Here is a 25,186-nt window from a genome sequence, read left to right on the forward strand (position 1 = left end):
GTGGAGCGAACAGCAACGCGGCGGCCGTCAGCCCTCATCAGCCTGCACCCCCGCCGGAAGCCCCGTTCGTTGCAGCGGCCAGCCACACAGGTGCCTCGGTCACCTCATCGGGTGGAACGGCGCCGACGGCCCGATCGCCGGGAATGCGCTGGCGCACGCGCGCGGTGATGCCGTGCTGGGGGATCTCGTCGTCGAGGCTTCCCGATGTCAGATCGTCGATGAGCTGGTCGAACCGGCCGGGATCGACCCGGTACCGGTACCGGTAGTTCACTTGCAGGCAGGGCGCCTCGGTGCAGGCCGCCTGGCACTCCGCTGACGCCAAGGTGAACAACCCATCAGGGGTCGTGCCGCCGGCGCGCACACCGAGGCGTTCTTCTGCATGCTCCATCAGCTCAGTGGCTCCGGCGAGCGCGCATGACATCGTGACGCAGATGTTCACGAGGTACTTGCCGACGGGCTCACGTTTGAACATCTCATAGAACGAGCAGGTGCCGAGCACCTCCGCAGGCGTGGTGCCGACCAGCTCGGCGATCTCGATCATCGCCTCGGACGTGACCCAGCCGGCTTGACCTTGAGCCACATGCAGCAACGGGATCATCGCGGAGCGACGCTTCGGGTAACGGCCGATGATCTCGCGCGCCAGCATGCGATTGGCTTCGGTAAAGAAACTCATCTGCTGCACCTCCCACCGTCCGGCGCGGGATGGGCGAGAACGCGGCGGTCGCGAATGCTCACCGATCCACCTCCCCCATGATCGGGTCGACGGAGGAGATGACAGCGATCGCATCGGCGATCAGGCCGCCGTACATGAGGTGAGGCAGGCTCTGCAGGTTCACGAACGAGGGTGCCCGGATGTGCACTCGCTGCGGCTTGGGGCCACCGTCGGACACGAGGTAGCAGCCCAGCTCGCCGCGCGGCGACTCGACCGCCACATAGGTCTCGCCGGGCGGAACCTTGAAGCCCTCCGTGAAGATTTTGAAGTGGTGGATCAGGGCTTCCATGGACTCGTCGATGCGGGCACGCGGCGGCGGCGTGACCTTGCGATCCTCGGTGCGGTAGGGACCCTTCGGCATCATGTCGAGGCACTGGGAGACGATGCGCATCGACTCGCGAATCTCGTTCAGCCGGATCGAATAACGATCGAAGGTGTCGCCGTAGGCGCCGACGACGACATCGAACTCCACCTCGTCGTAGGCCAGGTACGGCATGGTGCGGCGAAGGTCCCACGCCTCGCCGGTGCTGCGCAGCAGCGGGCCCGTCGCGGACATGGCGATGGCCTCGTCCGCGGTGATGACGCCGACACCCTGGGTGCGGTCGCGCCAGATCGGCTGACCGGTCATCAGCGTGTCGAACTCTTCCAGCCGGTCAGGCAGCACAGCCAGGATGTGCTCCACATCCGCTTGCCACTCATCGGGCAGATCGGCAGCAACGCCGCCCGGCCGGATGTAGTTGTGGTTCATCCGCAGACCGGTGACGCTCTCGAAGAACCGCAGGATCTCCTCGCGTTCGCGCCAGCCGTAGAGCATCATGCCGACCGCGCCGAGATCCATGCCGTTCGTCGCCAGGAACAGCAGGTGCGAACTCATGCGGTTCAGCTCGCACATGAGCATGCGGATCCACGTGGCGCGGGGAGGGATCTCGGTGCCGAGCAGATCTTCGACCGCCAAGCAGAACACCAGCTCGTTGAACAGCGGCGAGGCGTAGTCCATCCGGGTGACGTTGGTCGGCCCTTGCAGGTAGGTGAGATCCTCGGCGGTCTTCTCCATGCCGGTGTGGAGGTACCCGATGATCGGCTTGGACCGCAGCACCGTCTCGCCTTGGAGTTCCATCGCGATGCGCAGCACGCCATGGGTGGAAGGGTGCTGGGGACCCATGTTGATGAGCATCGGCTCGTCGGCGGTGTCTGATTCCGCCATAGTCACCGCCGCCTCATCGTCGACAACAGCGGCAGCGAACGCCTCATCCTCGGAGATGCGCAGCACGGCATCGGCTGGCCGACGTAAGGGCGCCGTGGCAGCACTCATCAGCCTTCCACCGCCTTGAACTGCACCGGAATCACGCCGAATGACGCAGTGTCCTCGCGCAGCACGGCATCGGCTGGCCGACGCAAGGGCGCCGTGGCAGCACTCATCAGCCTTCCACCGCCTTGAACTGCACCGGAATCACGCCGAATGACGCAGTGTCCTCGCGCAGCACGGCATCGGCTGGCCGACGCAAGGGCGCCGTGGCAGCACTCATCAGCCTTCCACCGCCTTGAACTGCACCGGAATCACGCCGAATGACGCAGTGTCCTCGCGCAACACGACATCGGCTGACCAACACAAGGGCACCGTGGCAGCACTCATCAGCCTTCCACCGCCTTGAACTGCACCGGAATCACGCCGATCGCGTAGTCCTTGCGCAGCGGGTGGCCAACCCAGTCTGGCGGCATGAGAATCCGGCTCGGGTCAGGGTGGTCGCTGAAGCTGATGCCGAACAGGTCGGCCGCCTCCCGCTCCGGTGCCTCCGTGCCCGGGTACAGGCCCGCTGCGGAGGGCACCTCCGGATCGTCAGCGGGCACCTGCGTGCGGAGACGCAGCCGCCGCCGCCCGCGCATGTCCAGCAGGTTCACCACGACCTCGAATCGCTCCGGCTCGACGCTGGGGGGCAAGACCCGGGCGTGATTCGTGAGCGCATCGACGGCACACAGGTCGACGCAGAGCTCAAAGCCGTCCGCGGCGGCCGTAGCCAGCACATCGAGATACTCCTCGCGACTCGGATAGAGCACCGTCTGGCCGCGCCCATCCGTGCAGGGCACGCCGTACATCGTCGGCCCCGAAGCCGCCGCTTCTTCAGGCGCTATGTCGTCGGTCTCTGCGGCGGCGTCAGCCATCAGCGCGTGACCGCCGCGCTCGGCTCGCCCGATCCTGCCGCTGACCCCGACTGCGGCACACCAAGTGCCGCCAGCTCAAGCGCGGCACCGCCGCCGCGCTCGGAGCGCCGCTGCATCAGCTCGCCAGTGCGGATCTTCTCGTGGAGTGCCAAGATGGCGTGCAGCAGCGTCTCGGGTCCCGGAGGGCAGCCCGGCGCGTACATGTCGACGGGCACCACCTGATCGACGCCCTGCACGATGGCGTAGTTGTTGAACATCCCACCGCTGGATGCGCAGACGCCCATCGACAGCACCCACTTGGGCTCCATCATCTGGTCGTAGATCTGGCGCAGCACCGGTGCCATTTTCTGGCTGACACGACCCGCCACGATCATCAGGTCTGCCTGCCGCGGCGACGCCCGGAACGTCTCCATGCCGAAGCGGGCCAGGTCGTAGTGCGCGGTGCCGGTCGCCATCATCTCGATCGCGCAGCAGGCCAGCCCGAACGTGGCCGGCATCAGGCTGCGTCGCCGAGCCCATTTCACCAGCTCTTCCACCGGTGCGGTGAAGACGTTGTGACCGAGTCCGGCGAGACCGTCACCCATGCCGAGACGCGACTTGAGATCGTCGATCCCAGCCATCAGCCGGTCTCCGCCATCGCGGCGCTGGGCTGATCTACGCCGCTCAATGCGGCGCTGGGCTGATCTACGCCGCTCAATGCGGCGCTGGGCTGATCTACGCCGCTCAATGCGGCGCTGGGCTGATCTACGCCGCTCAATGCGGCGCTGGGCTGATCTACGCCGCTCAATGCGGCGCTGGTCGGCACGAACTCGCGGCCGACCAGCCCGACGGTTCGCACCCCGGTCACGCCACTGCGGGTGGCCGGCGGCAACGGGACCGCCCGGCGTTTGCGCGGCCCCCATTCCAGCCCGCCCATCGCCAGCTCATAGACGAACGACAGGAAGAAGATCACGACGAAGATCAGCATTGCCATGAACCCGAAGAGTCCCAGCTGGGCGTTCGCGACCGCCCATGGGTACAGGAAGACAATCTCGATGTCGAACATGATGAACAGCATCGCCACGAGATAGAAGCGGACCGGGAAGCGTTCGGGGATGGCCGCCTGGTCGACGATGCCGCATTCGTAGGACGCCAGCTTGGCGTTGGTGCTGCGCTGGGGCGCCAGCAGTCGTGACGCGACGATGCTCAGCAGCACGAACACGACGGCCAGCACGCCGAGCACGAGAACTGGCAGGTATTCAGCCAAGCCGCTGTTCATGAGCTGGCCTCCTTCGCGCGCCGTCGATCAGATGCCGGTCCCAGTCTGGCCCAGACGAGGCCAGACGGTCACTGGCCCGCAGCTTCGCGTACCGCCCAGATGGCCTGGTCCCTGCGATGCAGGTGATAGCAGCCCAATCCGAACAGCAACGCCGAGAAGATCGTCAGCAGGGCCGGTCGGAGCCTCACGCTGCCGTGATCTCGCACCATCACGACGGAGTACACGGGAGCGTCGTCGTCGACAACGGGAACTACCTTGACAATCTTGCCTTCGTCATCGATGAGGTTCGGATCGAGATCGGCCCTCGGCTGGTACGACTGGATCTGCACGACCGCATAGTGCGGCTTGCCGCGGCTCGGGAAGAAGTACTGCGTGATCACGTTGTCGGGAATGCCCAGCGGCCGGTAGCGCTCACCGCCCCGAATCAGCACTCGGTACGTCTTGTACTGGTCGGGCGCGCTGAACAGACACGAGTTCACCGCCAGCAAGCGGCGTGGGTCGGCGTCGTCGCACACGATGTGGCTGTCGGCTGCTGACCGAATGTCCGTAACGAATGCCTGAGCCTCGAGGACTTCAGGATCGACGATCTCGTCGGCGCTGTCCGCGTCCTCTTCGTCATCTTCTTCCTCGGCACTCTTGACCGGGATCTCGATCCAGTCGCGGGGTGGCTGATCGACGCGGTATGCCGAGATCTGCTGCACTTCGGGGATCAGTGACGTCTGCGGATTTCCAGTCACCTGCAATGCGTTCCAGCCCGGCTGGCTGCCTATCCAGCCGATGCCGAACACCCACCACACGATCGCCATCAGCAGCATCCAGCCCCACAGCCCCGTCCACGCGACGAGGAAGCCGAGCCGGACGCCGAGGTTGGTCGCCAGCAGCAGGTACACCGACCCGCACAGGACGAGAACGCTGATGATGACAGCCAGGTAGCCGGTGAGAACCGGGTCCCAGCTGACGATGCCGAGTAGGTACGCGGCGTTCATTCGTCGTCCTCCGGCTCATGCAACTCCTCGAAGGTAGGCAACATCTGGTCCTCCGCCTTGAGGCCGCGCTCGAACTCAACGATTTTCCGGATGTCCTCTTCGCTCAGCACTTTCTTGAAGCCCGGCATGCCGTAGTTGCCCAATCTCGCGCGTTCTCCATACGGCACATCGTCGGCAGCACCCTCAGAGACGAACGAGATGTGATCTTCAATGTCGGGGAAGAGCCGCTCCAAGCTCACCTGGTTGAGCGGAGGCCCATAGCGCCCTGCGCCGTCAGGTCCTGGTTCGACCATGATGGTGCCGCCGTTGTTCGGCAACTGGGCGGGTCCGCGGCCCGGCCAACGCGGTGTGTGGCAGCGCGCACAGTGCAAGTCGAACAGGATTTTGCCATCGGAGGCTCCGCTGTACTCCTCAGACGCCTTGGCGACGTCGAAGCGAGCTTTGGCCCGAGCGTTCGCCGCCTCGTTTAGGGGGTCGTCGTCTCCGTCACTTGCTTCATCCTCCTTGCCGATCCTCGCGTCCCACAGCCAGGCCAAGAGATCGTCAATCTGCTGGTCGTTCAGCTGGCCGCCGCCCTCAAGGCCGTGCGCCGGCATCACACCGCGGCCGTACACAACAATCTGGCGGACTTCGGTGACGTCATCCAACGTCTCTGCATCGGTATCGAACCGGGTGAACACGTCGTCAAGGGATGGCGCCTCCCAAGTCGTGTTGATGATGAAAGACTCCTTGTCGGCGACTTGATTGCCGATGTCCAGCACCACTGCAGCGAAGCGCGCTCCTCCCAGATCGGCGCCATGGCAGTCGGTGCACTCGTACTCAGCCGCCAACCTCTCGCCGCGGGCAACGGACTGCTCCGAGAATGCCGTCTCGGCGCCGGAGCGGCGTCCGCCTTCGAGCATCCAGTAGATGGGCAGGACGAGCGCCATGATCAGCAGCATCAGGACACCGAAGGCCTGCACCTTCTCCAAACGACGACCCTCCAGCTCCTCGTCGTCGGGCAGGCTGCCGCGATTGGGGGCCAACGCGATCTCGCTGCCAATCTCGGCCTTGGCCTGGCGGATGTTGACGAAGACGTAGATCGCCCAACCGAGCACCACGATCGCCAAGAGCACGATCGCGATCGACCGCTCCGTGCTGACGCCCAGCATGTAGCTCAACTCAGGCACGACAGTGCGGCCCCTCGAGGCCTTGCCCCGTGGTGTCCGTGCCGATGGCGGGGCCCTGCGAGACGCGCCCGGTATCGACAAAGACGTTCCCGTCTTCGATCGTCACCGGGAATCGGTCCATGCCGCGCGGCGCGGGACCTGACTTCTTCTCGCCGACACGGTTGTACTTCGAACCATGGCAGGGGCACTCGAACCACTGTGAGCTGCCGCAGACCGGCACCTTGCAGCCCAGGTGCGGGCACACCTGCCAGAGCGCCACGTAGCCCAGCTTCATGCCTTCGAGCACAGAACCGCCATAGGTCGCCTCGGCATTGGCCAGCGTCGCCGCATCGGTCGGATACGGCTGGATATAGCTGCGGGCTTCGGAGAAATACGAGAAGTTCTCCGCGGGCGTCCCTGAAGCGATCGCCTCGTCCACGGAATCCACCGTGCCGATCTTGACCTTCGAGCCGAAGCCGCCCGTCGGCCGGGGCCACAGGAAGGCGATCATGGCGGCATTGAAGGTGCCCAAGCCGGTTGCCATCAAGATGACCGACGACCGGTTCAGGAACTGCCGGCGCGTGACACCCACCTCTGCGGCAGGCGGCGGCGCCCAGTCCTGCGGCAGCGCGGGTTCGTCGACCGCCACCGGTGGGGGACGGCGCTCCAGTGCCACCGCGCGTTCGAGTTCGCGTGCCTCCGAGCTGACGCCGAACACGCCGGCGTCGTCCTCGGCCGGTGTCGCGCCTGCGCTCGCGGCCGCCATCTCGTCACGGCGGCGCGTCTCACGCGACAGGTAGCCGAGACCGGAGACATCGCGGCGGCGCAACGACACGGACGCGACCACCGCACCCAGCACGAAGATGACCGGGATGGCAATCGCGAGGATGATTCCGGTGGACATGCCGACGTGCTCCTACAAGTGGAAGATGCCGTGCAGACCGGTGTCCCACGGGTAGGTGAAGTTGAAGCCCTGCCCGCGGAAGAACGAGCCGATGATGACCAGAACCGCCCAGAACATGAGGTGGATCGTCTGGACGGAGATGGCGAACTTGCGATCTTCGGGTCGCTGTGACGGGTTCTTGTCGATGTAGGGAGCAAACCCCAGCAGCACCAGCACGATCCCGGGAATCGTCACGCCCGCGATCATCGGGTCGAACATCGTGAGCAGTTCCTGCAGACCCAGGAAGTACCACGGCGCTTTGGACGGGTTGGGCGTCTCGTTGTGGTTGGCCAGCTCCAGCAGCGGCGCATTGATGAACAGCGAGAACACCAGCGTGAAGGCCGTGATGAACAGCGCCGCGGTGAACTCGGCCGCCAGCAGGTGCGGCCAGACATGAACCTTGTCGCCCGGGGAGGCCTTGACGTCCTGGATCGAACCCGACTTGACGACCGTCAGCAGGCGGTGGGTGTTGCCCGCCGGTCCCGCCATGAGCGGCGGAAGCGTCGTGGCCACACCGCCGCCGGCCGCGGCCGGCCCTGAGCCTGCTTGCGCCGCTCCATACGGCGCCAGGCCGGCCACTGCGGGCACCCCGCCCGGCTGCTGGCTGGCCTCGAGCAGCGAACGCGGGATCGTGACGCCGTCGTCATCATCCGGCTGCGCGCCAGCGGGAGCATCGGCGTCGCCGGGCGCGGGCGCGCCCGTGGCACGAACCCTGGCTTCGGCGCTGCGCCGCAGGAGGTGTTCAGGAATCTCAGTCATCTGCGAGTACTCATCGGCATGCAATCGCTGGAGGCATCGAGGGGGACCTACAGGGGTCCCGATATGCCGCCGTCCTTTCTGACTCTCCAGAAGTGGATCGCCATGAAGATGACGATCACGAACGGCAGCATCAAGACGTGCAGCACGTACCACCGCAAGAGCGTCTCGGATCCGATGTTCTGGCTTCCTAGTAGCACGAATCGAACCTGAGAGCCGAAGACGGGCGTGAATCCCATCATGTTCGTGCCCACCGTCACTGCCCACAGTGCCAGTTGGTCCCACGGCAGCAGGTAGCCGGTGAAGCTGAGCAACAGCGTCAGCTTCAGCAGGATCACGCCGATGACCCAGTTGAACTCTCTCGGCGCCTTGTAGGCACCGTGGTAGAAGACGCGGGCCATGTGCAGGAACACTGTGAGCACCATGAGGTGCGCCGCCCATCGATGCATGTTGCGCACGAGCAGACCGAACGCGACCTGCGTATGGAGGCTCTCGATGTCTGGCCACGCCGCCGTGTCGGTGGGCCGGTAGAAGAACATCAGGAAGATGCCCGTGATGGTCAGCAGGATGAACAGGAAGAAGCTGAGCCCGCCGAGACACAGCGTGTAGCTGACCTTGACGGCGTGCCGCTTCACCTTCACCGGGTGAAGGTGGTAGAGGACGCTGTTCATGATGACGTAGGAGCGGTTCCGGGGGCTGTCGGTGTAGCCCTTGCGGAAGATCGACCCGGGCCGGAAGATCGATGTCCAGAACTGGCTGTCCTGCATCCAATCGGCCGCCTGCTGCTGCGCGTTCTGCAGGCGCTGCGGCAGGTTCGGCTTGCTCTTGGGGGACTCGAGGGTGTTCGCCATAACTGTTCGATCTAGGTGGATCAGATCCTTCGCTGTCGCAGCACTACAAGCATCGGGCCCGGACTACAGCCGCATCCCGTAGGCGTAGCCGTGGGTGTGCGTCCGGCCGTGGACGTCGCCCGACGGCGGGGGATTGTTGCTGACCTTGCCGAGTGTGATCACGCCGGTCGGGCAGCGATCGACGCACAGCGCACAGCGAGTGCACACGTCGTCGTCGATGATGAAGATCGCGTTGTCGGTGGGGTCCAGCCCCGGCAGATCCACGCCGACGGCCTCGTCCACCGCCTCGGTGGACACGTACCAGATGCACTTCCACGGGCAGATGTCGACGCAGCCCTCGCACTGGATGCACTCGGACTGATCGATGTTGATGAACTGCTTGGGCTTGACCGCGGCGTCGAGATAGGCGGCGTCGACCTGATGCAGGACGTAGTCATCCCGGAACTTGGGCATTGGCGGGTTTGCGTCGGTCGCAGCCATCGGATCGCGCTCTCAGTTGCCCTTGATGAGGGGTCGGCCGTAGTCAGAAGTCGGCTCGGCGGTGGGCTGGGCCTTGTCGCGCCGCTGCCACCACAGCCACAGCATCGGCAGGCCCACCAATGCCGCGACGTGCTCGATCACCACCACCATGTCGCTGACCTTCTTCAGGTCGATGCGCATCGGCGGGAAGGTGATGGGCGAGGTGAGGAACTGCCCCTCGGTGACCAGGAAGCGCTCGACGGACCAGCCCCACTCGTTGTCGGTGAGACGGACCCAGCGGTCGGGAACGATGCCGAAGACCATGAGCAGGATCATGAAGACGTAGGCCGCGCCCAGCATGGCTTCGCCCCACGTCGTGGGACGGTCAGACGGACGGCGCTTGCCGTACCACACGATGCCGTAGACCATCAGCGCGGTGACGAGGATGGATGTGACGAGTGCGACCACTCCTTCGCTCCTCCCACGTTCTCCCGTCGGCGACTGTCGGCTGCTTGGTGCCAGTGCATCCGATAGTGCATCGGGTGCGATGGCCGCAGCAAGACCGGGGTAAAGATTACCGGCGCCCCGGCCATGGCGCGTGATGTTCTAGCACGGCAGCGTACGGTCGCCACCATCAGCTCAGCTTCCAGCCGCGCCATCGGCACGGTGGCATGGCAGACTTGCGCCTCGGTGTGCCGGGGCGCGTATCGTGCCCCGCGAACCAGGCGCCGCCGCCCATGCCAAACCCCAGTGGGCAACCCCGCGGAGGAACCCGTGACCGAAGTTCCCGAGTACCTGCTGGAGCGTTCGCGACAGCGTCGCATCGCCTTGGGTGTACTCGAAGACGACGGCAGCGGCGCAGGCGGCGCGGCGGCACCCGCGGCCGCCGCGACAGCCGAGACTGCGGCAGCGGGACCCTCGCAGGCGCAGATGATCGCTGCTGCCAAGGAGGCCGCCAAGCTCGAAGTCGAACCCGAGGCCCCGGCAGACCCGACGTGGGTCGTGGCGGCGCAGACCCGGCACCGGATCCCGATCTGGGTGCTGCCTGTGCTGTTCTGCCTGCCGCTGTGGGCATTTGTGTACGTGAAGCTGACCGAACCGCCACCCGAGCCGATCACTGCCATCAACGAGGGAGCGGCGACCTACGCAGTGCGCTGCGCGAGCTGCCATGTCGGCGATGGCTCCGGCAGCGACGGCAGCGGCGTGGGGCGGCCGCTGTGGAACGGCGAGGTGCTGCTGACGTTCCCGAGCTTGGACGATTCGTTCATCGAGTGGCTCGCCGTCGGCTCCGAAGGCATTGGGCTGGGACAGTCCTACGGCGATCCGAATCGTCCCGGCGGCACCCACATCTCCGGCGAGACAGGCTCCAACATGCCTGCATTCGGCGAGGTGCTGAACGAGCACCAGATCTATTCGGTGGCGCGATACGTGCGCGAGGTGATCGGCGGCGAGGACATCAGCGACGAAGTCGCCGCTGAACGTGACGCGGAGTGGGAGCACCTCGGAGGTGGCGCGGTCACTGGCGGGGGCGGAGGCGGAGGCCACTAGAGCCCGTCGGGTAGGTCGTCGGCCCATCCGTGACACCGCGCCCTGTCCCGAACCGAGATCGTGACTGAGAGGCTGAGCCTTGGGTCCAAGCGGCCTGCGAGCGAAGCAAGCTAAAGCGGAAGGCACAGTACGAGGCCGCAGCCCGCGCGGCCCGTGAGCCCGAATCAAATGCAAACTGGGAACAAAAGCGGGCAACAACTGGTGCGACAACAAGAAGGCACATCGACCCGCGCGGCTCCCAAGACGCTGTCGTGCGACGTGCTGGTCGTAGGCGGCGGTCCGGCCGGCTGCGCAGCCGCGTACTGGTCGGCACGCGAAGGGCGTGATGTTCTGCTCATCGAGCGCTCGTCGCACCCGCGTGAACGCGCATGCGGCGATGCGCTCACGCCGGTCGCCGTCGGCGAGCTCATCGCAATGGGCTGCGATCCGGGCGCCGCGCGCTGGCACCTGCACCGGGGACTGCGCATCACGGCGCACGGTCAGAGCCTCGAGGTCCTGTGGCCGCAAGGTGCTCGATGGCCCAACTACGGCGCAGTCGTCCGCCGACCGCGGCTGGACGCGCTGATGTTCGCCAGCGCCCAAGCTGCCGGAGCGCGCACGCTCACGGGCATCGAGGTCACGGCGCCGCTGATCACCGACGGGCACCTGCGGGGCTGTCGTGCCATCGCAGCGCACGGCGGTGACGGTCGCCGCGGGGAGTTGACCGCGCGCGCCCGGTATGTCGTCATCGCCGACGGGCCGCGTTCGGGCTTCGGCCGTGCCCTCGGCACCGTGCGGACCCGGACCTACGCGCAGGGCTTGGCGATGCGTGCGTACTACCCCACGCCACGGCACGCCGAGCCATGGATCGAGTCGGTCTTCGCCCTGACTGATTCCAGCGGCGACCAGCTGCCGGGTTACGGCTGGGTGTTCCCGGTCGGCGACGGCACCGCGAATGTCGGGGTCGGGCTGCTCAGCCACCACTACGGCAACAAGGCCATCTCGCTCGAGCGGCTCTTCGAGCAATGGACGCAGCAGATCCCCGACCGCTGGGAAATCGACCCAACCGGGGCGCGTTCGGAGCCGGTCGGCGGGCGACTGCCCATGGGCGGCTCCGTGCGACCTCGCTCAGGGCCGAATTGGGTCGTCGTCGGCGACGCAGCGGGCAGCATCAACCCGTGGAATGGTGATGGCATCGGGCCAGCACTGGCAACCGGACGGCTGGCCGCGGAAGTCATCGGTCATGCACTCGACACTGACGACGGTCTCATGCTGCGCCGCTACGAGGCAGCCCTCGCCGAGCGCTGGGAGCGCTACCACCACCTCGGCCGCCTGACGACCCGCGCCCTAGGCCGACCCGGGCTGATGCGGAAGCTGACGCAGCTCGCGATCCGGTCTCCCCGGATGGGCGACCTGGCGATGCGCGTCTCGACCGATCTGCTGGCCAGCGCTGGCGGTCCCAAGACTCCCCGGCGGATCTACCAGATCGCCTCGTCGGTGGCGCGCCTGTGGCGGGACCGCACCTAGCCGACCCCGCAGAGCCCTGATCATTCGGCGGTGTCATGTTTCGCCGACGCCTGCACGACGACCGTGCCGGCCAGCAGGTATCGATGCTTCTCACGGAATCTAGTTCCATGACTGATCCGGCGACCCGCCGAACCCATCGATTTCGACGTGCGCATGTCGCGTCGTCTCGCCCGATCTCTGCGAGTCCGCCGCCGCCTCGGACTCACCCAGGCTGAGGCAGCGAGCCGTGTGGGGGTGTCGGCTCAGTGGCTCAGCGAGTTCGAGGAACGAGTTCGAGGAATTGGGGCAGAATCCAGAGTCGTGCGCCTCAGCCCTCGGCGCATTTCATACCGGCGAACTCGACAGCCAGCCGGTACACCCGACTGCGGCTCACGCCGAGCCGCTGTGCCACTGCTACAGCGGCGTCGCGTGCACTGGCACCGCTGTCAAGCTCGGCTCTGAGCTCGGCTCTGATCTGGTGGTCTGTGGGGGCTGCGGGCGGCGCCGGGCCCACCATCAGCACGATTTCGCCCTTGGGAGGCTCGGCATAGGCGACGGCGAGATCGGCCAGCGTGCCGCGCACCACCTCCTCGTGCAGCTTGGTGAGTTCACGCGCCACCGCCGCAGGCCGGTCGGCGCCGCACGCCTCAGCCAGATCGGCCAGCGTTGCGCCGAGCCGTCTGGGCGACTCGAACAGCACCACCGTGCGCTGCTCAGCCGCGACTTCAGCGAGGCGGGACATACGCGCCTTGCGGCTGCGAGGCAGGAAGCCCTCCATGACCCAGCGCCGCGCCGGCAAGCCCGACACCGCCAGCGCGGCAACCGGCGCCGACGGCCCGGGCACCACGCTGACCCCCAGCCCCGCCGCAGCCACGGCTTCCACCAAGCGCTGTCCCGGATCGGACACCGTGGGCATGCCGGCATCGGTGACATAGGCGGCGGTCTCCCCCGCCGTCAATCGCTCAACGATGACCGGCGCAGCGGCGGCCTCGTTGTGCTCGTGCAGCGCAACCAGCGGACGATGTCCGATGCCCAGCCGCTGCAGCAGCAAGCCGGTGCGGCGGGTGTCCTCACAGGCCACGAACGAGACGTCGCGCAGCACGTCGATCGCCCGCTCTGGGATATCCCCCAGATTGCCGATCGGGGTCGCCACCAGCCACAACCCGACGGGCTGCTGAGCATTCATCGGTCGAGCCGGACATCGAGCGCATCGCCGACGGCCACCCCCCAACGCTCGAATGCGCCCGCTCGAGCCTCGATCACCGACCGGGCCGCGAGGCGAGGCCGACCGATCCGCCCCGGCGGCATCGTCACGATGCCGATCACGCACCCGTCAGCGTCCACGAACGCCACGTCGATGTCGAAGCTCATTCCGATGGTGTGCACGGCGCGGCACCGCTCGATCAGCAACGCCCCGATCAGGTCGTCACGCCCCAGCAGGCCCCGGCGGCGTTCCGAACGGGCACGAGCGACCTCGAGGCTCGCCACCACCCGGTCCCCGCACGCCAGCCACGGCATGGCTACACGTTGAAGCGGAACTCCACGACGTCGCCGTCGCGCATCGGATAGTCCTTCCCCTCGATTCGCAGCCGACCGGCGTCACGCGCTGCAGCCCACGAACCCAAGTCCAGCAGCTCAGACCAGTTGATCACCTCGGCCCGGATGAAGCCGCGCTCAAAGTCGGTGTGAATCCGCCCAGCGCACTGCGGTGCCCGCCAGCCGGCACGGAATGTCCAAGCGCGGGATTCCTTCTCGCCCGTGGTGAGGAAAGTGCGCAAGCCCAGCAAGCCGTGTGCTGCAGTGACGAATCGCTCCAGAGCGCCCTCGCCCAAGCCGAGTCCTTTCAGCATCTCAGCGCGCCCATCCGGATCGAGCTGCGCTGCTTCTGCTTCGAGTTGCACGCACAGCGGCAGCACGGTGGCGCCTGGCAGCTCGGCCTCGATGGGCACAGCCAGCCCGTCGGCTTCGTCAAGCTGATCTTCGCCGAGGTTCAGCACCGCCATGACCGGCTTGTCGGTGAGCAAGAAGTGGCTTCGCAGCGCTGCTCGGAACGGATGCGCATCAGAGCCGTCGCAGGTCGCGGCCATCGGCCAGGCCCGGAACAGCGGCGTACCAGCCTCGAGATGCTCGAGCGCCGCCTCCAGTGCCACCACTTCGGCGGCGAGCGCGCCATCGGACGGCTGGCTTCGTGATGCCTTGCGCCGCCTGTCGATCCGCAACTCCACAGACTCCAAGTCGGCGAGTGTCAACTCCGTCTCGACAATGCGCAGGTGCTCGAGCGGGTCAGCCGGGCCGGGCACATCCGGATCACCGAAAGCGCGCAGCACGAACACGATCGCGTCGACCTCGCGGATACCGGCCAGGAAACGGTTGCCGAGCCCCTCGCCCTTGCTGGCGCCTTCCACCAGACCGCCGATGTCGATGAATTCGGTCGTCGTCGGCACCACCTTGCGGCTCGAACTCATCGCGGCCAGCGCCTCGAGCCGCGCGTCCGGTACGCGGGCGACGCCGACGTTGAGATCGGTGGTGGCGAACGCGTATGGCGCCGCCAGCGCACCGCCGACGGCGAGGGAGTTGAACAGCGACGACTTTCCCGCATTGGGCAGGCCGACGAACCCAAAGCGCTCCATCGCCCGGCGAGGCTAGTGGTATGTCTGAGGTTTGCTCGCGGGGTGCCACCCGCTGTTCGCGCGGGTCAGAGGACCAGCGCACCGCGCAACGAAACCCGCGACGCACCACTAGCAGGATGCCGAAAAGTCGATTTTCGGGCGGTGTCCAGTTGCAAACCCGCAGGTCAGGGGCTTGCGCTTCCGGCCAGACCTACATATTCCAGACCTACATATTTCAGTGCCGCCTAGAGCATGCGGCGAGTGCACTGACACGTCAAAGTCCAACTCTATGGTGTTGCCCGCTGGACTGGGTCGGATCAGTTACAGGAGATCGAAGATGCGCAGGAGGCGGACGAACACTGCGCTGACCGCGGCGATTGCACTGCTGACAGCGTCGCTCGTCGTGGTGTCCGTGGCAGTCGCTGTCGGGTCGCTGCGTGATCGCCGACGCGGGGGTCGACCCTGAGGCCCTTCAGCGGACGGCGTACATCATCACGCAGATGCTCGCGAACCGGCCCGATGTCATCGAGCAGATGGCCCGCTGGACCTACGTCGTAGTCGGCAAGACACAGCTGCTCATCAGCAGTGTGCCCGAGGTCCGGGCGCTGCCGCAGCAGCTGATCGAGGAATGGGAAGTGGACTTCGACCAGATCATCGGCGGCGGCTGGGGTCCGTCGGTGTGTCTGGGATGCGAAGGCGGCGGTGCAACGCCGCACACGATGGTTTCTGAGGCCAACGTGCTGTGCAGCGGCCATCCGATCGACACTCACACCACCGAAGACGTCGCAGTGCATGAGCTGGCCCACGGCATCCACTCGTCGTTCGAGATGCAAGAGCAGTCGTCAGGTCTCGCATGGGACGATCCGGAGACGTTCGACGCGCAACTGCAGCGCCTCTACGAGGACGCAATCGCATCGGGCATCTGGGAAGGCCACTACGCCGCAACCAACAACCGCGAGTACTTCGCAGAGATGTTCCAGTACTGGTCCGGCACCAACGACAACGACTACGTGTGGACCATGACCCTCAACCGGCCGTTCGACCTGTCCCGCCAGCGGCACGAACTCGCTGCGTACGACCCGCCGATTTCCGAATTCCTCGCAGAGCACTTCGGAGAAATCGCCGTCACGGGATCGTGCCACTACTCCAAGTGACCAACGCCCACTCGATCGAGCAATCTCCCAAAGCTCCACGGCGCACGATTCAACTCCGCTCGTGATCGGCCAGTTCGCCTTCGTCGAGAGCTTTCTGACTGCACTACACGCTTCGACTGCACCTCGCCAAGCGCCGCAGCGAGTGTCGTCGCAGCTAGTGGTGTGTCGCGGTTTTCTTGCGGGCAGGTCGCGGCCCGCTGACCTGCGGAAACAGGCTTCGGCAGGCCCTGTGCAAATTGCCGACGCACCACTAGCCCTGACTATTCACGAGTGTGGTGTTCGGGGCTGTTGGGGTCCGCGGAAAAGCCTCTCTGGCCTGCGACGATGCGTGTGTTCAACGACCGCATCGGCGGGTTCAGGGGGGCATCTGCGAGGTGAAGTCTGTCAGTGTCGCGAACGCGTGTCTGGCAGGCGGCGGGGATCGGGTCGTGTGGGGCGCCGGGCTGTTCGCTTTGGGGGGCTTCGCGGACTGCGTGGGGCTGACCGGCGCGCTGTCGGCCGCGGTGCCCCGACGCGGGGAGCGCGCCCCGGTTCATGATCGGGGCGCGGTGCTGGTGCACGCGTTGTTGACGGTGGCCGCGGGCGGGGAGGCGTGCAGCGACATCGAGCATCTGCGAGCGCAGCGGGAGCTGTTCGGCGGTGTGGCGTCGGACTCGGCGCTGTGCCGGGTGATCACCGGGCTGGGCGCGGGCGGCGCGGCGGCGTTGCTGGGCGCAGCAGCGCAGGTGCGCCCGCAGATGTGGGCCGGTCGTGACCGCGGCGGCCCGCTGGTGGCGCGCGTCGACGCCGCGGGCGCCTCGCCGGCACTGGTCGGCGAACTGGTCGAGCGCAACATCGGCTATGTCATCTCGGCGCGCTCCTCGCCGGCCGTCACAGCGGCGGTCCGCAGCGCACTGGGGGAGCCGAGCCTGTGCCACGACGTCCTCGACCGCCCAAAGCAGCGCCGCAGCCGCGCTCAGGTCGCGGACCTCGCCGATCTCTCAGGCCGGCCGCCCCGCACGCGGCTCGTGGTGCGCCGAGAGCCCCGCCACCCCGGCGCGCAGCGCACCCCCAACGGCCCCACCCCTACCGGCCCCGCCACCACACACCGCCCAAAACCGGCACCCACCACACCCAAAAAACGAAGAGCCAAAACGATCAGAGCAATTCACGTGAACAATCAGGGCTAGTCGGCTTGGTTCGTTGCCGAAACTACCAATCGTCTGGACGCCCACGAGGGCTGCAGGAGCGGGCTGCATCGGCGTCGAAGGTCACGCCGGTCTCGAGCTTCCGCCAGTCACGGCGCTCTTCGTCAGACAGCGATCAACTCGATCAGATCGTCGAGCGACTGGAAATCGTCGGGGTTGCGGGTGTAGAGCGGGAGGCCCGCGGCCAGGGCGGTGGCGGCGATGAGCAGGTCGACGGCTCGGACCCCGCGAGGCTTGCGTCCGGCGGCGATGACGGCCGAGAAGACGCGGCCATACGCCCGGGCGGCATCGGCGTCGAATGGGAGGGGGTCGAAGGCAGCTTCGGTTCGTTGCAGTCGATCCTGGCGGCGGCTGCGCTCGGCGGGGTCGTCAGTGGCGTGTGGTCCGGCGGCGAGTTCGGCGAGCGTGACGGCGCTGATGGCGACCTCGATGGGGAGGGAGGCGGCGGGGACGGTTTCGAGGTCGATGACGACCGAGGTGTCCAGCAGGCCGCGCTCGGGCCGGTCGCCGCTACGCACGTGGGGTGATGGTCTGGCCGGCGATGCCGTCGAGGTCGCGGCGGAGGCGTTCGAAGTCGATGGCCGGCGCGGTTCGGAACAGTTCGATAGCCGCTTCGGCTCGCACGAACCGGTGGCGCCGGAGCGGACTGAGCTCGCCGATTGGCTCACCATTACGGGTGACGATGAAGGTCTCGCCTTCGATGACGGCGCGCATGATGCGACCGCTGTCGTTTCGCAGCTCTCGCTGGCTGATCTCAGCACTCATGCACCATGAGTGTAGCACACAGTGCTACATGCCGGGCTTCAGGCGGTCTCGCTCCGTGCCGGTCGAGTATCGAGCGCTGATGGGCGTACTCGGGTTCGGAGCGCCTGCTAGGCGAACTCGGCCTCGTCCTAGCCGAGCACAGCGCAGGCGGTGATGCCCCAGAGCCGGTGACGGAGACCCGGCGTATTGACGGTGTCTTGCAGGCGACGGGTCAAGTGCAGGCGTCGAGCATTTCTTCGAAGGTCTCGGGCCAAGAGAGCTTGACGCCGTGTGATGCGCAGAGGTCGGGCCAGTGCGGGGCTGACGGCTTTCGTTCGACTGCGAGGACGGGACGATTCGTCGCGGCACCCCAATCGACCAAATACGCGTAGCTGAGGACCTGCCCGAGGCCCAGTCGAAGCTGTCGGTCTTCGTTTCGGCTGTTGTTCGCAGACGCCATGAGCTGCCTTTCCTCTCGAATGTCTCGTCGCACAGTGCTTCCACCGCCGCGAAGCTCCATCCCGCCGGCGACGCGCCGCTCGCTATCAGATGACGCATCGCCTGGGAGTGCAGCCACGGCGTGGTGCAGCGCGACGGCGGCTGGTGCGCCACATACTCCTCGAGCACTCGCTGAATGTCGGTTCGCCCAATCTCGCGACGCTGGGGGCATGTCCCCCGCTGTGACACCGAGGCGAGGTGCAGCACGAGGTCGAAGTTGGCGACCTTCTCGCCTCGTTGCTGATGACGCAGGCCCTTGAACGACGCTTGGCCCTTGTCCATGACGACTGCGGCCTCAACGCTCAGCCCAGCAGCATCGACTGCGCGCTGGATCGCAGACCAGACAGCGTCGTCGGAGTTGTGGAACTGCAGTGATGCCCACGCACCCGGGCGCAGCACGCGGCCGATCTCTTCCATCGCACGACTCATCGACTTCTCGTAGCCATACAGAGTCGTGCGGCCGAGGTCATCGTTCAGCCGCTTGTTGATCACGGTCTCAGCGGCGATGTCGGTCCGTTCGCCGAGCCATGCCTCCCACAGAAACGACGAGTCCCCGTAAAAGATGTTGGAACCGAACGGAGGATCGGTGAACACGTAGTCCGCGACGCCGTCGGCCAGCCAGTCCAAGCTGTCGGCGGAACCCAGGTGCACCTCGCATGAACCGGGTGCCAGCCATGTCTGCTCGTACATCTGAGCGATCGTCGAGAGCTTGCGGCGGAAGAGGCTGAACACGTTGAACTCGTAGTTCAGCGATGCCAAGTACATCGTGGACGACAGGACGTTGGTGGGACGCGACGGATGCCACTGGTAGCGGCGTGACGCCCGATTGACGCTGGCGGTGAAGACAAACCGCAAGCCAGTCTGAATCGCTTCGTCGTCGACCTGCCCGATCGCATCCCACAGTGCCGCCAACGCCCAGAGGTTTCTGTCCGTGAAGAAGTCCGCGGAGGTGTCGATGCCTTGCACGTCGTGCTGGGCGCGCCACATCTCGCGCCAGCGTTCCCACGGCTCCGTCGGGAACCAGAGGGGAATGCCGGACCGGTCGTGAGCGCCCCGGTCGCTCGACGCACACACCGGCGCCACCGCGCGGGCTCGCTGACCGTCGACGCTGATGTTCCGTTGCACGGGACGGGTGCCGGCCCAATCGAGCTCGCTCTTGTTGAAGGGTCCATGACCTACGGGGCAGGAGAGCGATCGCTTCACCTGACCGGCCCTGTGATCGACGGCCGCTTCCCAGAACAGAATTTCCCTCGCGCACGTCGAGCAGCGAAACACGTCCGACCAGACCGTGTACTCGATGCGTCCACCGGGCACCCCGTACAGCTCCCGCTCCAGCGGCGCGAGTCCGTCCAGCAACCGCGAAGCGACTTGGCCGAAGCTGACAGGGTCCACATGCGCGGTGTATCCGCGTGCGATATGAACCGCCGCTGGCGACAGGTCCGAGACGACCGCGTGCCGGCCCGTGAGCACCGCAGCGACACCAGTCTGGCCGGATCCGCAGAACGGATCAACCACAACATCGCCCATGTCCGTGTAATGCTCGATGAGCTGAACGATGCTCTCGACCGGCACCTTCGTGTGATACGAGTGCGCACGGTAGAAGACGCTTCCTTTGCCGCCCCGGATGTCCGAGGTCATCGGAAACCGGGTCTGAGCGGCACGGCGTGCCACGTCCCGTGGCGTCGTGTCAGCCATCGCCCGACACCTTCGTGCCGCTCAAGCGAGGCCCAGACACTTCGTCAAGCCTAAGAGGCCTCAGGGAGCCGGTCAGGGATGCCGTTCTGCACCAGAACACGATCCCGAGCTTGCCGAAGGGGTGCGACACGACTGGACGCAACGCGTCGGGATTCTCACCCAGCCACACGAGAAACGCGACGGCTCAGCTCTCCGCAGACGTGGCGAAGGCATCCGACGTGGCCAGCGACCGCAACCGTTGACCCTGGCTTCTAGCAGGATGCTGAAAAAGTCGATTCTCAGGCGGTGTCCAGTTGCAAACCCACAGGTCAGGGGCTTGCGCTTCCGGCCAGACCTGCATATTTCAGCAGCCTGCTAGATAAGGGGCTGAGCCAGCAGGCGAAGCCGTGGCCCGAACGGCCCGTGAGCGAAGCGAGCAAGAGCGGGAAGCACAGGGCAGGGCTCCTGGACGGTACGAAGTGCGGCGTGCAAGACTCCCCCGACGCGGGCGCTGCGGCCCGCGACGCCCACGCACAGGGAGGAACCCATGGGACCGTTGCAAGGACTCAAGGTGATCGAACTGGCCGGCATCGGCCCAGGACCGTTCTGCGCGATGCTGCTCGCCGATCTAGGTGCCGACGTCGTGCGCATCGATCGCATGGCGCCTGAGGATCTGGGAATCGACCGGGGCCGCAAGTTCAATGTGCTGAACCGCGGCCGCCGCTCGGTGGCAGTCGACCTCAAGTCACCCGACGGCGTCGAGACGGTCCTCAAGCTGGTCGAGCAAGCCGACGCGCTGATCGAGGGATTCCGACCGGGCGTGACCGAACGGCTCGGCCTAGGGCCTGATGACTGCTTCGCCCGCAACCCGAAGCTCGTATACGGCCGCATGACCGGGTGGGGGCAGGAAGGCCCGCTGGCGCACGCCGCCGGTCACGACATCAACTACATCGCTCTCACCGGTGCACTGCACGCCATCGGCCCCTCCAAGGCGCCGAGCCCGCCCCTCAACTTGGTCGGCGATTTCGGCGGCGGTGGCATGTATCTGGCGTTCGGCGTGTGTGCCGCCTTGCTCGAAGCGCGCGACTCCGGCCGGGGCCAGGTGGTCGACGCGGCCATGACCGAGGGCGCAGCATCGCTGATGGCGGCGATCTACGGCATCTACGGCTCTGGCGGCTGGGCGGACGAACGGGAGTCCAACTTCCTCGACGGCGGTGCCTACTACTACGGCGTATACGAGACCTCCGACGGCAAGTTCGTCTCGGTGGGTTCCATCGAGGGCAAGTTCCACGACGAACTGCTCGAGAAAACCGGATTGACCGACGCTCCCACCGTGGACCGCAACGACCGGGACGCATGGGCGGACAAGCGGGCGCGCTTGGCGGAGGTCATCAGGACCAAGACCCGCGACGAGTGGGACAGGGTCATGGCTGACTCCGACGTGTGCTACGCCCCGGTGCTGGACCTGTCCGAAGCACCCCACCACCCGCACAACGTCGCCCGTGGCAGCTTCGTGGAGGTGGAAGGGGTGATGCAGCCTGCTCCCGCGCCTCGCTTCAGCCGCACCCCCGGCGAGGTCGCCCGGCCGCCCGCATCCCCCGGCGAGAACACCGACGAGGTGCTGGCCGACTGGGGATTCGACGCAGACGGCATCGAGAAGCTGCGCGAGGTGGGCGCCGTCGGCTGAGAGGCGGATCCGCTCGGCGAATCCGTGGCCCGAGCGGCCCGTGAGTCCGTGTCGACCGTGATTCCATGCTGAATCGGGATTGGGAACAAGAGCGGGAAACAAATCGAACAACAACGGGAAGACTCGCCCGCCAGCGCCGCTCCTGACACCGCGTCCGGTGACTCAAGACGCTTACACCGACTGCATCGGTAGCCTGAGTCTCCGATGTCGAAGCGCACCAAGAAACGGAAGCTCCGGGCGCGCCGCAGCAGGGCCAATCACGGCAAGCGCCCCAACTGCGGTCGCGGCTAGAAGCCCGCTGCCGCGCCGCTGTTCGGGCAGAGTTCACGCGCTGCATCGCGCTGTGCTGAATCGGCCATTGTCAGTGCCAATGTGCGGATTTCGCGGACATGCGCTGGTCGGCGTGCTCGGCATGGCGTTGATATGCGGAGCGTGCAACGCACAGTTCGCCGACGAGGGCGCGCCGGATACTGCGACGCCCGACGACGCTGCGACCGAGGGCGCGGCGACGCCCGAGACATCAGTTGAGCCGCCACCCACCTCGACATCGGCTGCGCCGCGCTCGACAAGCGAGGCACCGACCGGCGAGGCTGACGGCCCGCCCATCATCAAGTCTCCGCTCGAGTCCAGAGACACCGACGCCGACGTACCGGAGGAGGAGAGGTTTGCGACGGCTGTCGAGGCGACGCTCGCGTCGTCATTCCCAGATCGCGCTTTCGCACTGCAGCCCGGGATGGTTCAAGGCGATCTGAACGGTGACGGCATCGATGACTACGTCCTGCATGTCACCGAGGAGGCCTCAGGCTCACTGCCGACCGACTGGCTCGTCCCCGCTGTCGATGCAGGCGGGGCATTCCGACTTCGGGAACCGATCGAGCTCGGACGACGCGTCATCATCGAGACGATCGACATCCGGGACAACACCATCGAAGTGTCCCTCTTCGACCGGTCGCCGTATGAGCCGCCGACGGTGATCACGAGACGGGTCACGCTGAGCATCAGGGTCGACAGCGCAGACGAGGCCAACGAGACAGACAGCGCCGACGCTGCAGACGGCACAGACCGCCTGGGTGCATCCGTGACGGCTACCCGGGTCGAACCCATCCACAACATGCCGTCGCTGCAACTCACGCGATCCCCGGTCCCCGTGGCGTTCCAGCTCGACGAGTTCGGCGCCGCCATGTCGGAGCGGATCGAACTGCGCGAACGGCATCCGTTCGTGGTCCACGCCTCCGAGGACGATGTCATGGTGGCAACGCTCGAGGCGCCCGATGGCGTCTGGCTGGAGGCTCGTCTCAGCCCCGACACTGTCCTGGTGCCCGTCGCCGAGCAGACCCAGCGGTTCGCGAGCCGGCTGCCTGAGGGAGGCGCCTGGCACGTCACGGTTGTCTCGTCGCTCATAGAGCCGACCGGCTACCGGCTCTCGATCGAGGTGCTTCCCCTCGGAAAGGGCGACCGGATTGCGACGCGCGACCTCGACGGCTTCTGGTCGAGCACCCGCACGTCGCCTCCGGTGGTGCCCGACGACGGCCCGACGATGTATCTGACGTTCGACGACGGCCCGCATCCGACCTACACGCCGCAAGTGCTCGATGTGCTGGCGAAGCACGGCGCACAGGCGACGTTCTTCGTCGTGGGCTACCTCGCAGAGAGACATCCATTGATTGTGCAGCGGATCGCACATGAGGGCCACACCCTGGCCAATCACTCCTGGGATCACCGGTCGGTGGCTCGCATGTCGAGGGCGGCGTTCGACCGCTCGGTCAGCCGTACCCAGGAAATACTGGGGCCACTCGCCACAGCGTGCATCAGGCCGCCCTATTACGACATCGGCACGCATACACAGCAGTGGTCTGCCGAGCACGGGCTGCGATTGGCGAGTTGGTCCTACAGCCCTCACGACTGGAAGAGACCGTCCGCCCGCACCATCGCGAGCGGCATCGTCAACAGTGCGTCTGCGGGCGCAGTGATCCTGCTGCACGATGGCGGCGGGAATCGCTCGTCAACCGTCCGAGGCCTCGATATGGCGCTCGAGCAGCTGGCCGACTCCGGATTCGAGTTCAAGGCGCTCTGCCGTTGAGAGACTGGGCTGCCGCTGCGTGGGCACGCGAGACATCAGTCCGCATCGGCGCCCGCCGATCGCGGGCGGTGCCGGTTTATGACACGGCGCCGGAACTCAACCCAAGTCGACCATCTCGCCGAGCTCATCGAGCAGGAGCTGCGACAGCCACTGGCCGCCGATCGTGCTGAGGTGGACTCCGTCGGTGAGGCGCACGTCGGTGCGCTGACCTGCCTCGTCAATCACGTAACGGCTGAAGCCGCCGTCGGGTCCCCGGAAGAGGTCCCGTGTATCGACGTAGCGGACCTGCTCACGAGCGGCGGCCTCAGCTGCGTAGATCTTGTTGAGCTCAACCATCTTGTGATCGAAGTCGGGGTCGCGCATGATCGGCTGTCCGACCCAGATGAGCAGGCGGTCGGGATCTGTCGTGACCAGGTCCATCACGTGACCGACGCGAGCGGAGTACTCGCCCGACCAAGTGTCCGAAAACGGGCGAGCGATCTGGCCGTCCACAACCAGCCCCTGCGCATCGTTGCCTCCGTACATCAGCACCACCGCGTCGGGATTGTCGGTGGCCATGACCTCGACGATGCGCGTCGGCCAGTCATAGAAGTCAGGACGGGTGAGGCCGCTGGAAAGCCGATGCTCGGTCTGGGCCTCGATGACACCGGTCTCATGGGCCAGCGAGACCATGGTGTCGCCGAAGAACCTGACCATCGAGTCGCCGATCACCGCCAGGCGCAGCGGATTGTCCGGTGTCGGGGCGACCGCAGGCACCGGCTCGCCGACGGCATCCGGCACAGTCTCGGAGACTGGGTTCGTCGACGGGACCCCGGGCGCCTCGCCATCGTCGTCGGCCTCCGCAACAACGATGCTGGGGTGTGCGTCGGTGCTGCCTGCGGCTGGCACAGTCACCTCGGCGTTGACGCCGGTGGGTGCAGCAGGCGTGCCGCCTGGATCAGCCGCCGTGCGGCCCAGCGCCTCGTCAACCCACAGGCGAGGCAGGTGCAGCCCCGCGGCGCTCACAGCGCTATCGACGGGTTCCCAGATCGCGACTGACGAGTCGCGCTCCCAGCCGAACGGCTTCTGCTGTGCCTCACGCAGAAGCTGCTGAGCGTTGAGCGCTATCGCCAGCACCAGCCCGAGCGCGCCGGCGGCAAGCGCCCTGCCAGCAGCAACGCCAGTGCGACGATTCGTCGCATCAAGACGCGGATGGTCCTGTGACGGTCCGCTCTGGTACTCGGAGGGTGCGTGCGATGCCGGCATGA

The 25,186-nt window shown here is 66.4% G+C and carries 25 protein-coding genes and 1 pseudogene; 7 read left to right on the top strand and 19 right to left on the bottom strand.

All coding sequences use genetic code 11. From position 1 onward, the window contains the following. Positions 1 to 37: 37 nt before the first annotated feature. The 12 genes and pseudogenes from nuoE to ACOGXQ_RS13945 form a co-directional block, all read right to left on the bottom strand. Positions 38 to 673 (bottom strand): NADH-quinone oxidoreductase subunit NuoE, encoded by a 636-nt coding sequence (gene nuoE / locus ACOGXQ_RS13890; protein ID WP_419944224.1) that lies wholly within the window; start codon positions 671 to 673, stop codon positions 38 to 40. Positions 674 to 731: 58 nt separating this feature from the next. After that, complete coding sequence (locus ACOGXQ_RS13895; protein ID WP_419944225.1) at positions 732 to 2,024, bottom strand: NADH-quinone oxidoreductase subunit D; 1,293 nt, start codon at positions 2,022 to 2,024, stop codon at positions 732 to 734. Positions 2,025 to 2,344: 320 nt separating this feature from the next. Next, entirely contained in the window at positions 2,345 to 2,872 is a 528-nt protein-coding gene (locus tag ACOGXQ_RS13900) for an NADH-quinone oxidoreductase subunit C (protein ID WP_419944226.1), read from the bottom strand. Positions 2,873 to 2,993: 121 nt separating this feature from the next. Next, positions 2,994 to 3,456 (bottom strand): annotated as a pseudogene (locus tag ACOGXQ_RS13905) (NADH-quinone oxidoreductase subunit B); the annotation flags it as partial. Positions 3,457 to 3,491: 35 nt separating this feature from the next. Continuing rightward, positions 3,492 to 4,130, bottom strand: a complete 639-nt coding sequence (locus ACOGXQ_RS13910; RefSeq protein WP_419944227.1) for an NADH-quinone oxidoreductase subunit A — start codon at positions 4,128 to 4,130, stop codon at positions 3,492 to 3,494. 68 nt (positions 4,131 to 4,198) lie between these two features. Continuing rightward, positions 4,199 to 5,116: a hypothetical protein gene (locus ACOGXQ_RS13915; RefSeq protein WP_419944228.1), complete on the bottom strand. Its 918-nt coding sequence runs from the start codon at positions 5,114 to 5,116 to the stop codon at positions 4,199 to 4,201. Next, the gene (locus tag ACOGXQ_RS13920) at positions 5,113 to 6,285 is read right to left on the bottom strand and encodes a c-type cytochrome (RefSeq protein WP_419944229.1); all 1,173 of its coding nucleotides are present in this window, start codon (positions 6,283 to 6,285) and stop codon (positions 5,113 to 5,115) included. The genes ACOGXQ_RS13915 and ACOGXQ_RS13920 overlap by 4 nt, the downstream gene beginning before the upstream one ends. Beyond that, positions 6,278 to 7,168, bottom strand: coding sequence for a ubiquinol-cytochrome c reductase iron-sulfur subunit (locus tag ACOGXQ_RS13925; protein WP_419944230.1), 891 nt, complete (start codon positions 7,166 to 7,168; stop codon positions 6,278 to 6,280). The genes ACOGXQ_RS13920 and ACOGXQ_RS13925 overlap by 8 nt, the downstream gene beginning before the upstream one ends. A 12-nt stretch (positions 7,169 to 7,180) precedes the next feature. Then, a complete protein-coding gene (locus ACOGXQ_RS13930; protein ID WP_419944231.1) occupies positions 7,181 to 7,966 on the bottom strand; it encodes a menaquinol-cytochrome c reductase cytochrome b subunit in 786 nt (261 codons plus the stop codon). A gap of 47 nt (positions 7,967 to 8,013) precedes the next feature. Further along, a complete protein-coding gene (gene extP / locus ACOGXQ_RS13935) occupies positions 8,014 to 8,730 on the bottom strand; it encodes a selenite/tellurite reduction operon b-type cytochrome ExtP (RefSeq protein ID WP_419947403.1) in 717 nt (238 codons plus the stop codon). A 147-nt stretch (positions 8,731 to 8,877) separates the two neighbouring features. Further along, on the bottom strand, positions 8,878 to 9,294 hold the full coding sequence (locus tag ACOGXQ_RS13940; RefSeq protein WP_419944232.1) for an ATP-binding protein: 417 nt from the start codon (positions 9,292 to 9,294) through the stop codon (positions 8,878 to 8,880). A gap of 12 nt (positions 9,295 to 9,306) precedes the next feature. Further along, positions 9,307 to 9,741: a hypothetical protein gene (locus tag ACOGXQ_RS13945; protein WP_419944233.1), complete on the bottom strand. Its 435-nt coding sequence runs from the start codon at positions 9,739 to 9,741 to the stop codon at positions 9,307 to 9,309. Between the two features lie 306 nt (positions 9,742 to 10,047). On the opposite strand from ACOGXQ_RS13945, the gene ACOGXQ_RS13950 reads away from it, so the two are divergent. Together ACOGXQ_RS13950 and ACOGXQ_RS13955 are read left to right on the top strand one after the other, a co-directional pair. Continuing rightward, complete coding sequence (locus tag ACOGXQ_RS13950; RefSeq protein ID WP_419944234.1) at positions 10,048 to 10,821, top strand: c-type cytochrome; 774 nt, start codon at positions 10,048 to 10,050, stop codon at positions 10,819 to 10,821. Between the two features lie 201 nt (positions 10,822 to 11,022). Beyond that, positions 11,023 to 12,327, top strand: coding sequence for a geranylgeranyl reductase family protein (locus ACOGXQ_RS13955; RefSeq protein ID WP_419944235.1), 1,305 nt, complete (start codon positions 11,023 to 11,025; stop codon positions 12,325 to 12,327). Between the two features lie 307 nt (positions 12,328 to 12,634). Here the strand turns inward: ACOGXQ_RS13955 and rsmI are convergent, their stop codons facing one another. The 3 genes from rsmI to ychF are packed head-to-tail and all read right to left on the bottom strand — an operon-like array spanning position 12,635 to position 14,936. Continuing rightward, a complete protein-coding gene (gene rsmI, locus ACOGXQ_RS13960; RefSeq protein ID WP_419944236.1) occupies positions 12,635 to 13,492 on the bottom strand; it encodes a 16S rRNA (cytidine(1402)-2'-O)-methyltransferase in 858 nt (285 codons plus the stop codon). Then, entirely contained in the window at positions 13,489 to 13,824 is a 336-nt protein-coding gene (locus ACOGXQ_RS13965) for a DUF192 domain-containing protein (protein WP_419944237.1), read from the bottom strand. The genes rsmI and ACOGXQ_RS13965 overlap by 4 nt, the downstream gene beginning before the upstream one ends. A 2-nt stretch (positions 13,825 to 13,826) precedes the next feature. Continuing rightward, the gene (gene ychF, locus ACOGXQ_RS13970; protein ID WP_419944238.1) at positions 13,827 to 14,936 is read right to left on the bottom strand and encodes a redox-regulated ATPase YchF; all 1,110 of its coding nucleotides are present in this window, start codon (positions 14,934 to 14,936) and stop codon (positions 13,827 to 13,829) included. A gap of 416 nt (positions 14,937 to 15,352) precedes the next feature. Between ychF and ACOGXQ_RS13975 the strand changes: the two genes are divergently transcribed. Continuing rightward, positions 15,353 to 16,069, top strand: coding sequence for a hypothetical protein (locus ACOGXQ_RS13975; protein WP_419944239.1), 717 nt, complete (start codon positions 15,353 to 15,355; stop codon positions 16,067 to 16,069). Positions 16,070 to 16,443: 374 nt separating this feature from the next. Next, complete coding sequence (locus ACOGXQ_RS13980) at positions 16,444 to 17,238, top strand: hypothetical protein (protein ID WP_419944240.1); 795 nt, start codon at positions 16,444 to 16,446, stop codon at positions 17,236 to 17,238. Positions 17,239 to 17,360: 122 nt separating this feature from the next. On the opposite strand, the gene ACOGXQ_RS13985 is transcribed toward ACOGXQ_RS13980, so the two are convergent. From ACOGXQ_RS13985 to ACOGXQ_RS13995, 3 genes are read right to left on the bottom strand one after another with little or no spacing between them, the layout of a single operon-like run. Then, positions 17,361 to 17,774 carry a type II toxin-antitoxin system VapC family toxin gene (locus ACOGXQ_RS13985; protein ID WP_419944241.1) on the bottom strand — a complete coding sequence of 138 codons (414 nt, stop codon included), beginning with the start codon at positions 17,772 to 17,774 and terminating at the stop codon, positions 17,361 to 17,363. Next, on the bottom strand, positions 17,767 to 18,021 hold the full coding sequence (locus ACOGXQ_RS13990) for a type II toxin-antitoxin system Phd/YefM family antitoxin (RefSeq protein WP_419944242.1): 255 nt from the start codon (positions 18,019 to 18,021) through the stop codon (positions 17,767 to 17,769). The genes ACOGXQ_RS13985 and ACOGXQ_RS13990 overlap by 8 nt, the downstream gene beginning before the upstream one ends. Before the next feature lie 24 nt (positions 18,022 to 18,045). Then, the gene (locus tag ACOGXQ_RS13995; RefSeq protein ID WP_419944243.1) at positions 18,046 to 20,193 is read right to left on the bottom strand and encodes a DNA methyltransferase; all 2,148 of its coding nucleotides are present in this window, start codon (positions 20,191 to 20,193) and stop codon (positions 18,046 to 18,048) included. Between the two features lie 526 nt (positions 20,194 to 20,719). Between ACOGXQ_RS13995 and ACOGXQ_RS14000 the strand changes: the two genes are divergently transcribed. From ACOGXQ_RS14000 to ACOGXQ_RS14010, 3 genes are all read left to right on the top strand, one after another. Then, entirely contained in the window at positions 20,720 to 21,859 is a 1,140-nt protein-coding gene (locus tag ACOGXQ_RS14000; RefSeq protein WP_419944244.1) for a CaiB/BaiF CoA transferase family protein, read from the top strand. Positions 21,860 to 22,063: 204 nt separating this feature from the next. Beyond that, on the top strand, positions 22,064 to 22,150 hold the full coding sequence (locus tag ACOGXQ_RS14005; protein WP_419947404.1) for a 50S ribosomal protein bL37: 87 nt from the start codon (positions 22,064 to 22,066) through the stop codon (positions 22,148 to 22,150). A 79-nt stretch (positions 22,151 to 22,229) separates the two neighbouring features. Next, a complete protein-coding gene (locus tag ACOGXQ_RS14010) occupies positions 22,230 to 23,939 on the top strand; it encodes a polysaccharide deacetylase family protein (protein WP_419944245.1) in 1,710 nt (569 codons plus the stop codon). Positions 23,940 to 24,035: 96 nt separating this feature from the next. Here the strand turns inward: ACOGXQ_RS14010 and ACOGXQ_RS14015 are convergent, their stop codons facing one another. Next, positions 24,036 to 25,184: a DUF459 domain-containing protein gene (locus tag ACOGXQ_RS14015; RefSeq protein WP_419944246.1), complete on the bottom strand. Its 1,149-nt coding sequence runs from the start codon at positions 25,182 to 25,184 to the stop codon at positions 24,036 to 24,038. Positions 25,185 to 25,186 lie beyond the last annotated feature (2 nt).

This window comes from Candidatus Poriferisodalis sp. (assembly GCF_965208485.1).
Classification (GTDB): Bacteria; Actinomycetota; Acidimicrobiia; order Acidimicrobiales; family Poriferisodalaceae; genus Poriferisodalis.

Coding starts and splice junctions, on each gene's coding strand:
- ychF (WP_419944238.1), bottom strand. CDS start 14,936: ATGGAGCGCTTTGGGTTCGTCGGCCTGCCCAATGCGGGAAAGTCGTCG.
- ACOGXQ_RS13965 (WP_419944237.1), bottom strand. CDS start 13,824: ATGCCGTGGCTGGCGTGCGGGGACCGGGTGGTGGCGAGCCTCGAGGTC.
- ACOGXQ_RS13990 (WP_419944242.1), bottom strand. CDS start 18,021: ATGAGTGCTGAGATCAGCCAGCGAGAGCTGCGAAACGACAGCGGTCGC.
- nuoE (WP_419944224.1), bottom strand. CDS start 673: ATGAGTTTCTTTACCGAAGCCAATCGCATGCTGGCGCGCGAGATCATC.
- ACOGXQ_RS13995 (WP_419944243.1), bottom strand. CDS start 20,193: ATGGCTGACACGACGCCACGGGACGTGGCACGCCGTGCCGCTCAGACC.
- ACOGXQ_RS14000 (WP_419944244.1), top strand. CDS start 20,720: ATGGGACCGTTGCAAGGACTCAAGGTGATCGAACTGGCCGGCATCGGC.
- ACOGXQ_RS13900 (WP_419944226.1), bottom strand. CDS start 2,872: ATGGCTGACGCCGCCGCAGAGACCGACGACATAGCGCCTGAAGAAGCG.
- rsmI (WP_419944236.1), bottom strand. CDS start 13,492: ATGAATGCTCAGCAGCCCGTCGGGTTGTGGCTGGTGGCGACCCCGATC.
- ACOGXQ_RS13940 (WP_419944232.1), bottom strand. CDS start 9,294: ATGGCTGCGACCGACGCAAACCCGCCAATGCCCAAGTTCCGGGATGAC.
- ACOGXQ_RS14015 (WP_419944246.1), bottom strand. CDS start 25,184: ATGCCGGCATCGCACGCACCCTCCGAGTACCAGAGCGGACCGTCACAG.
- ACOGXQ_RS14010 (WP_419944245.1), top strand. CDS start 22,230: ATGTGCGGATTTCGCGGACATGCGCTGGTCGGCGTGCTCGGCATGGCG.
- ACOGXQ_RS13895 (WP_419944225.1), bottom strand. CDS start 2,024: ATGAGTGCTGCCACGGCGCCCTTACGTCGGCCAGCCGATGCCGTGCTG.
- ACOGXQ_RS13915 (WP_419944228.1), bottom strand. CDS start 5,116: ATGAACGCCGCGTACCTACTCGGCATCGTCAGCTGGGACCCGGTTCTC.
- extP (WP_419947403.1), bottom strand. CDS start 8,730: ATGCAGGACAGCCAGTTCTGGACATCGATCTTCCGGCCCGGGTCGATC.
- ACOGXQ_RS14005 (WP_419947404.1), top strand. CDS start 22,064: ATGTCGAAGCGCACCAAGAAACGGAAGCTCCGGGCGCGCCGCAGCAGG.
- ACOGXQ_RS13910 (WP_419944227.1), bottom strand. CDS start 4,130: ATGAACAGCGGCTTGGCTGAATACCTGCCAGTTCTCGTGCTCGGCGTG.
- ACOGXQ_RS13925 (WP_419944230.1), bottom strand. CDS start 7,168: ATGTCCACCGGAATCATCCTCGCGATTGCCATCCCGGTCATCTTCGTG.
- ACOGXQ_RS13930 (WP_419944231.1), bottom strand. CDS start 7,966: ATGACTGAGATTCCTGAACACCTCCTGCGGCGCAGCGCCGAAGCCAGG.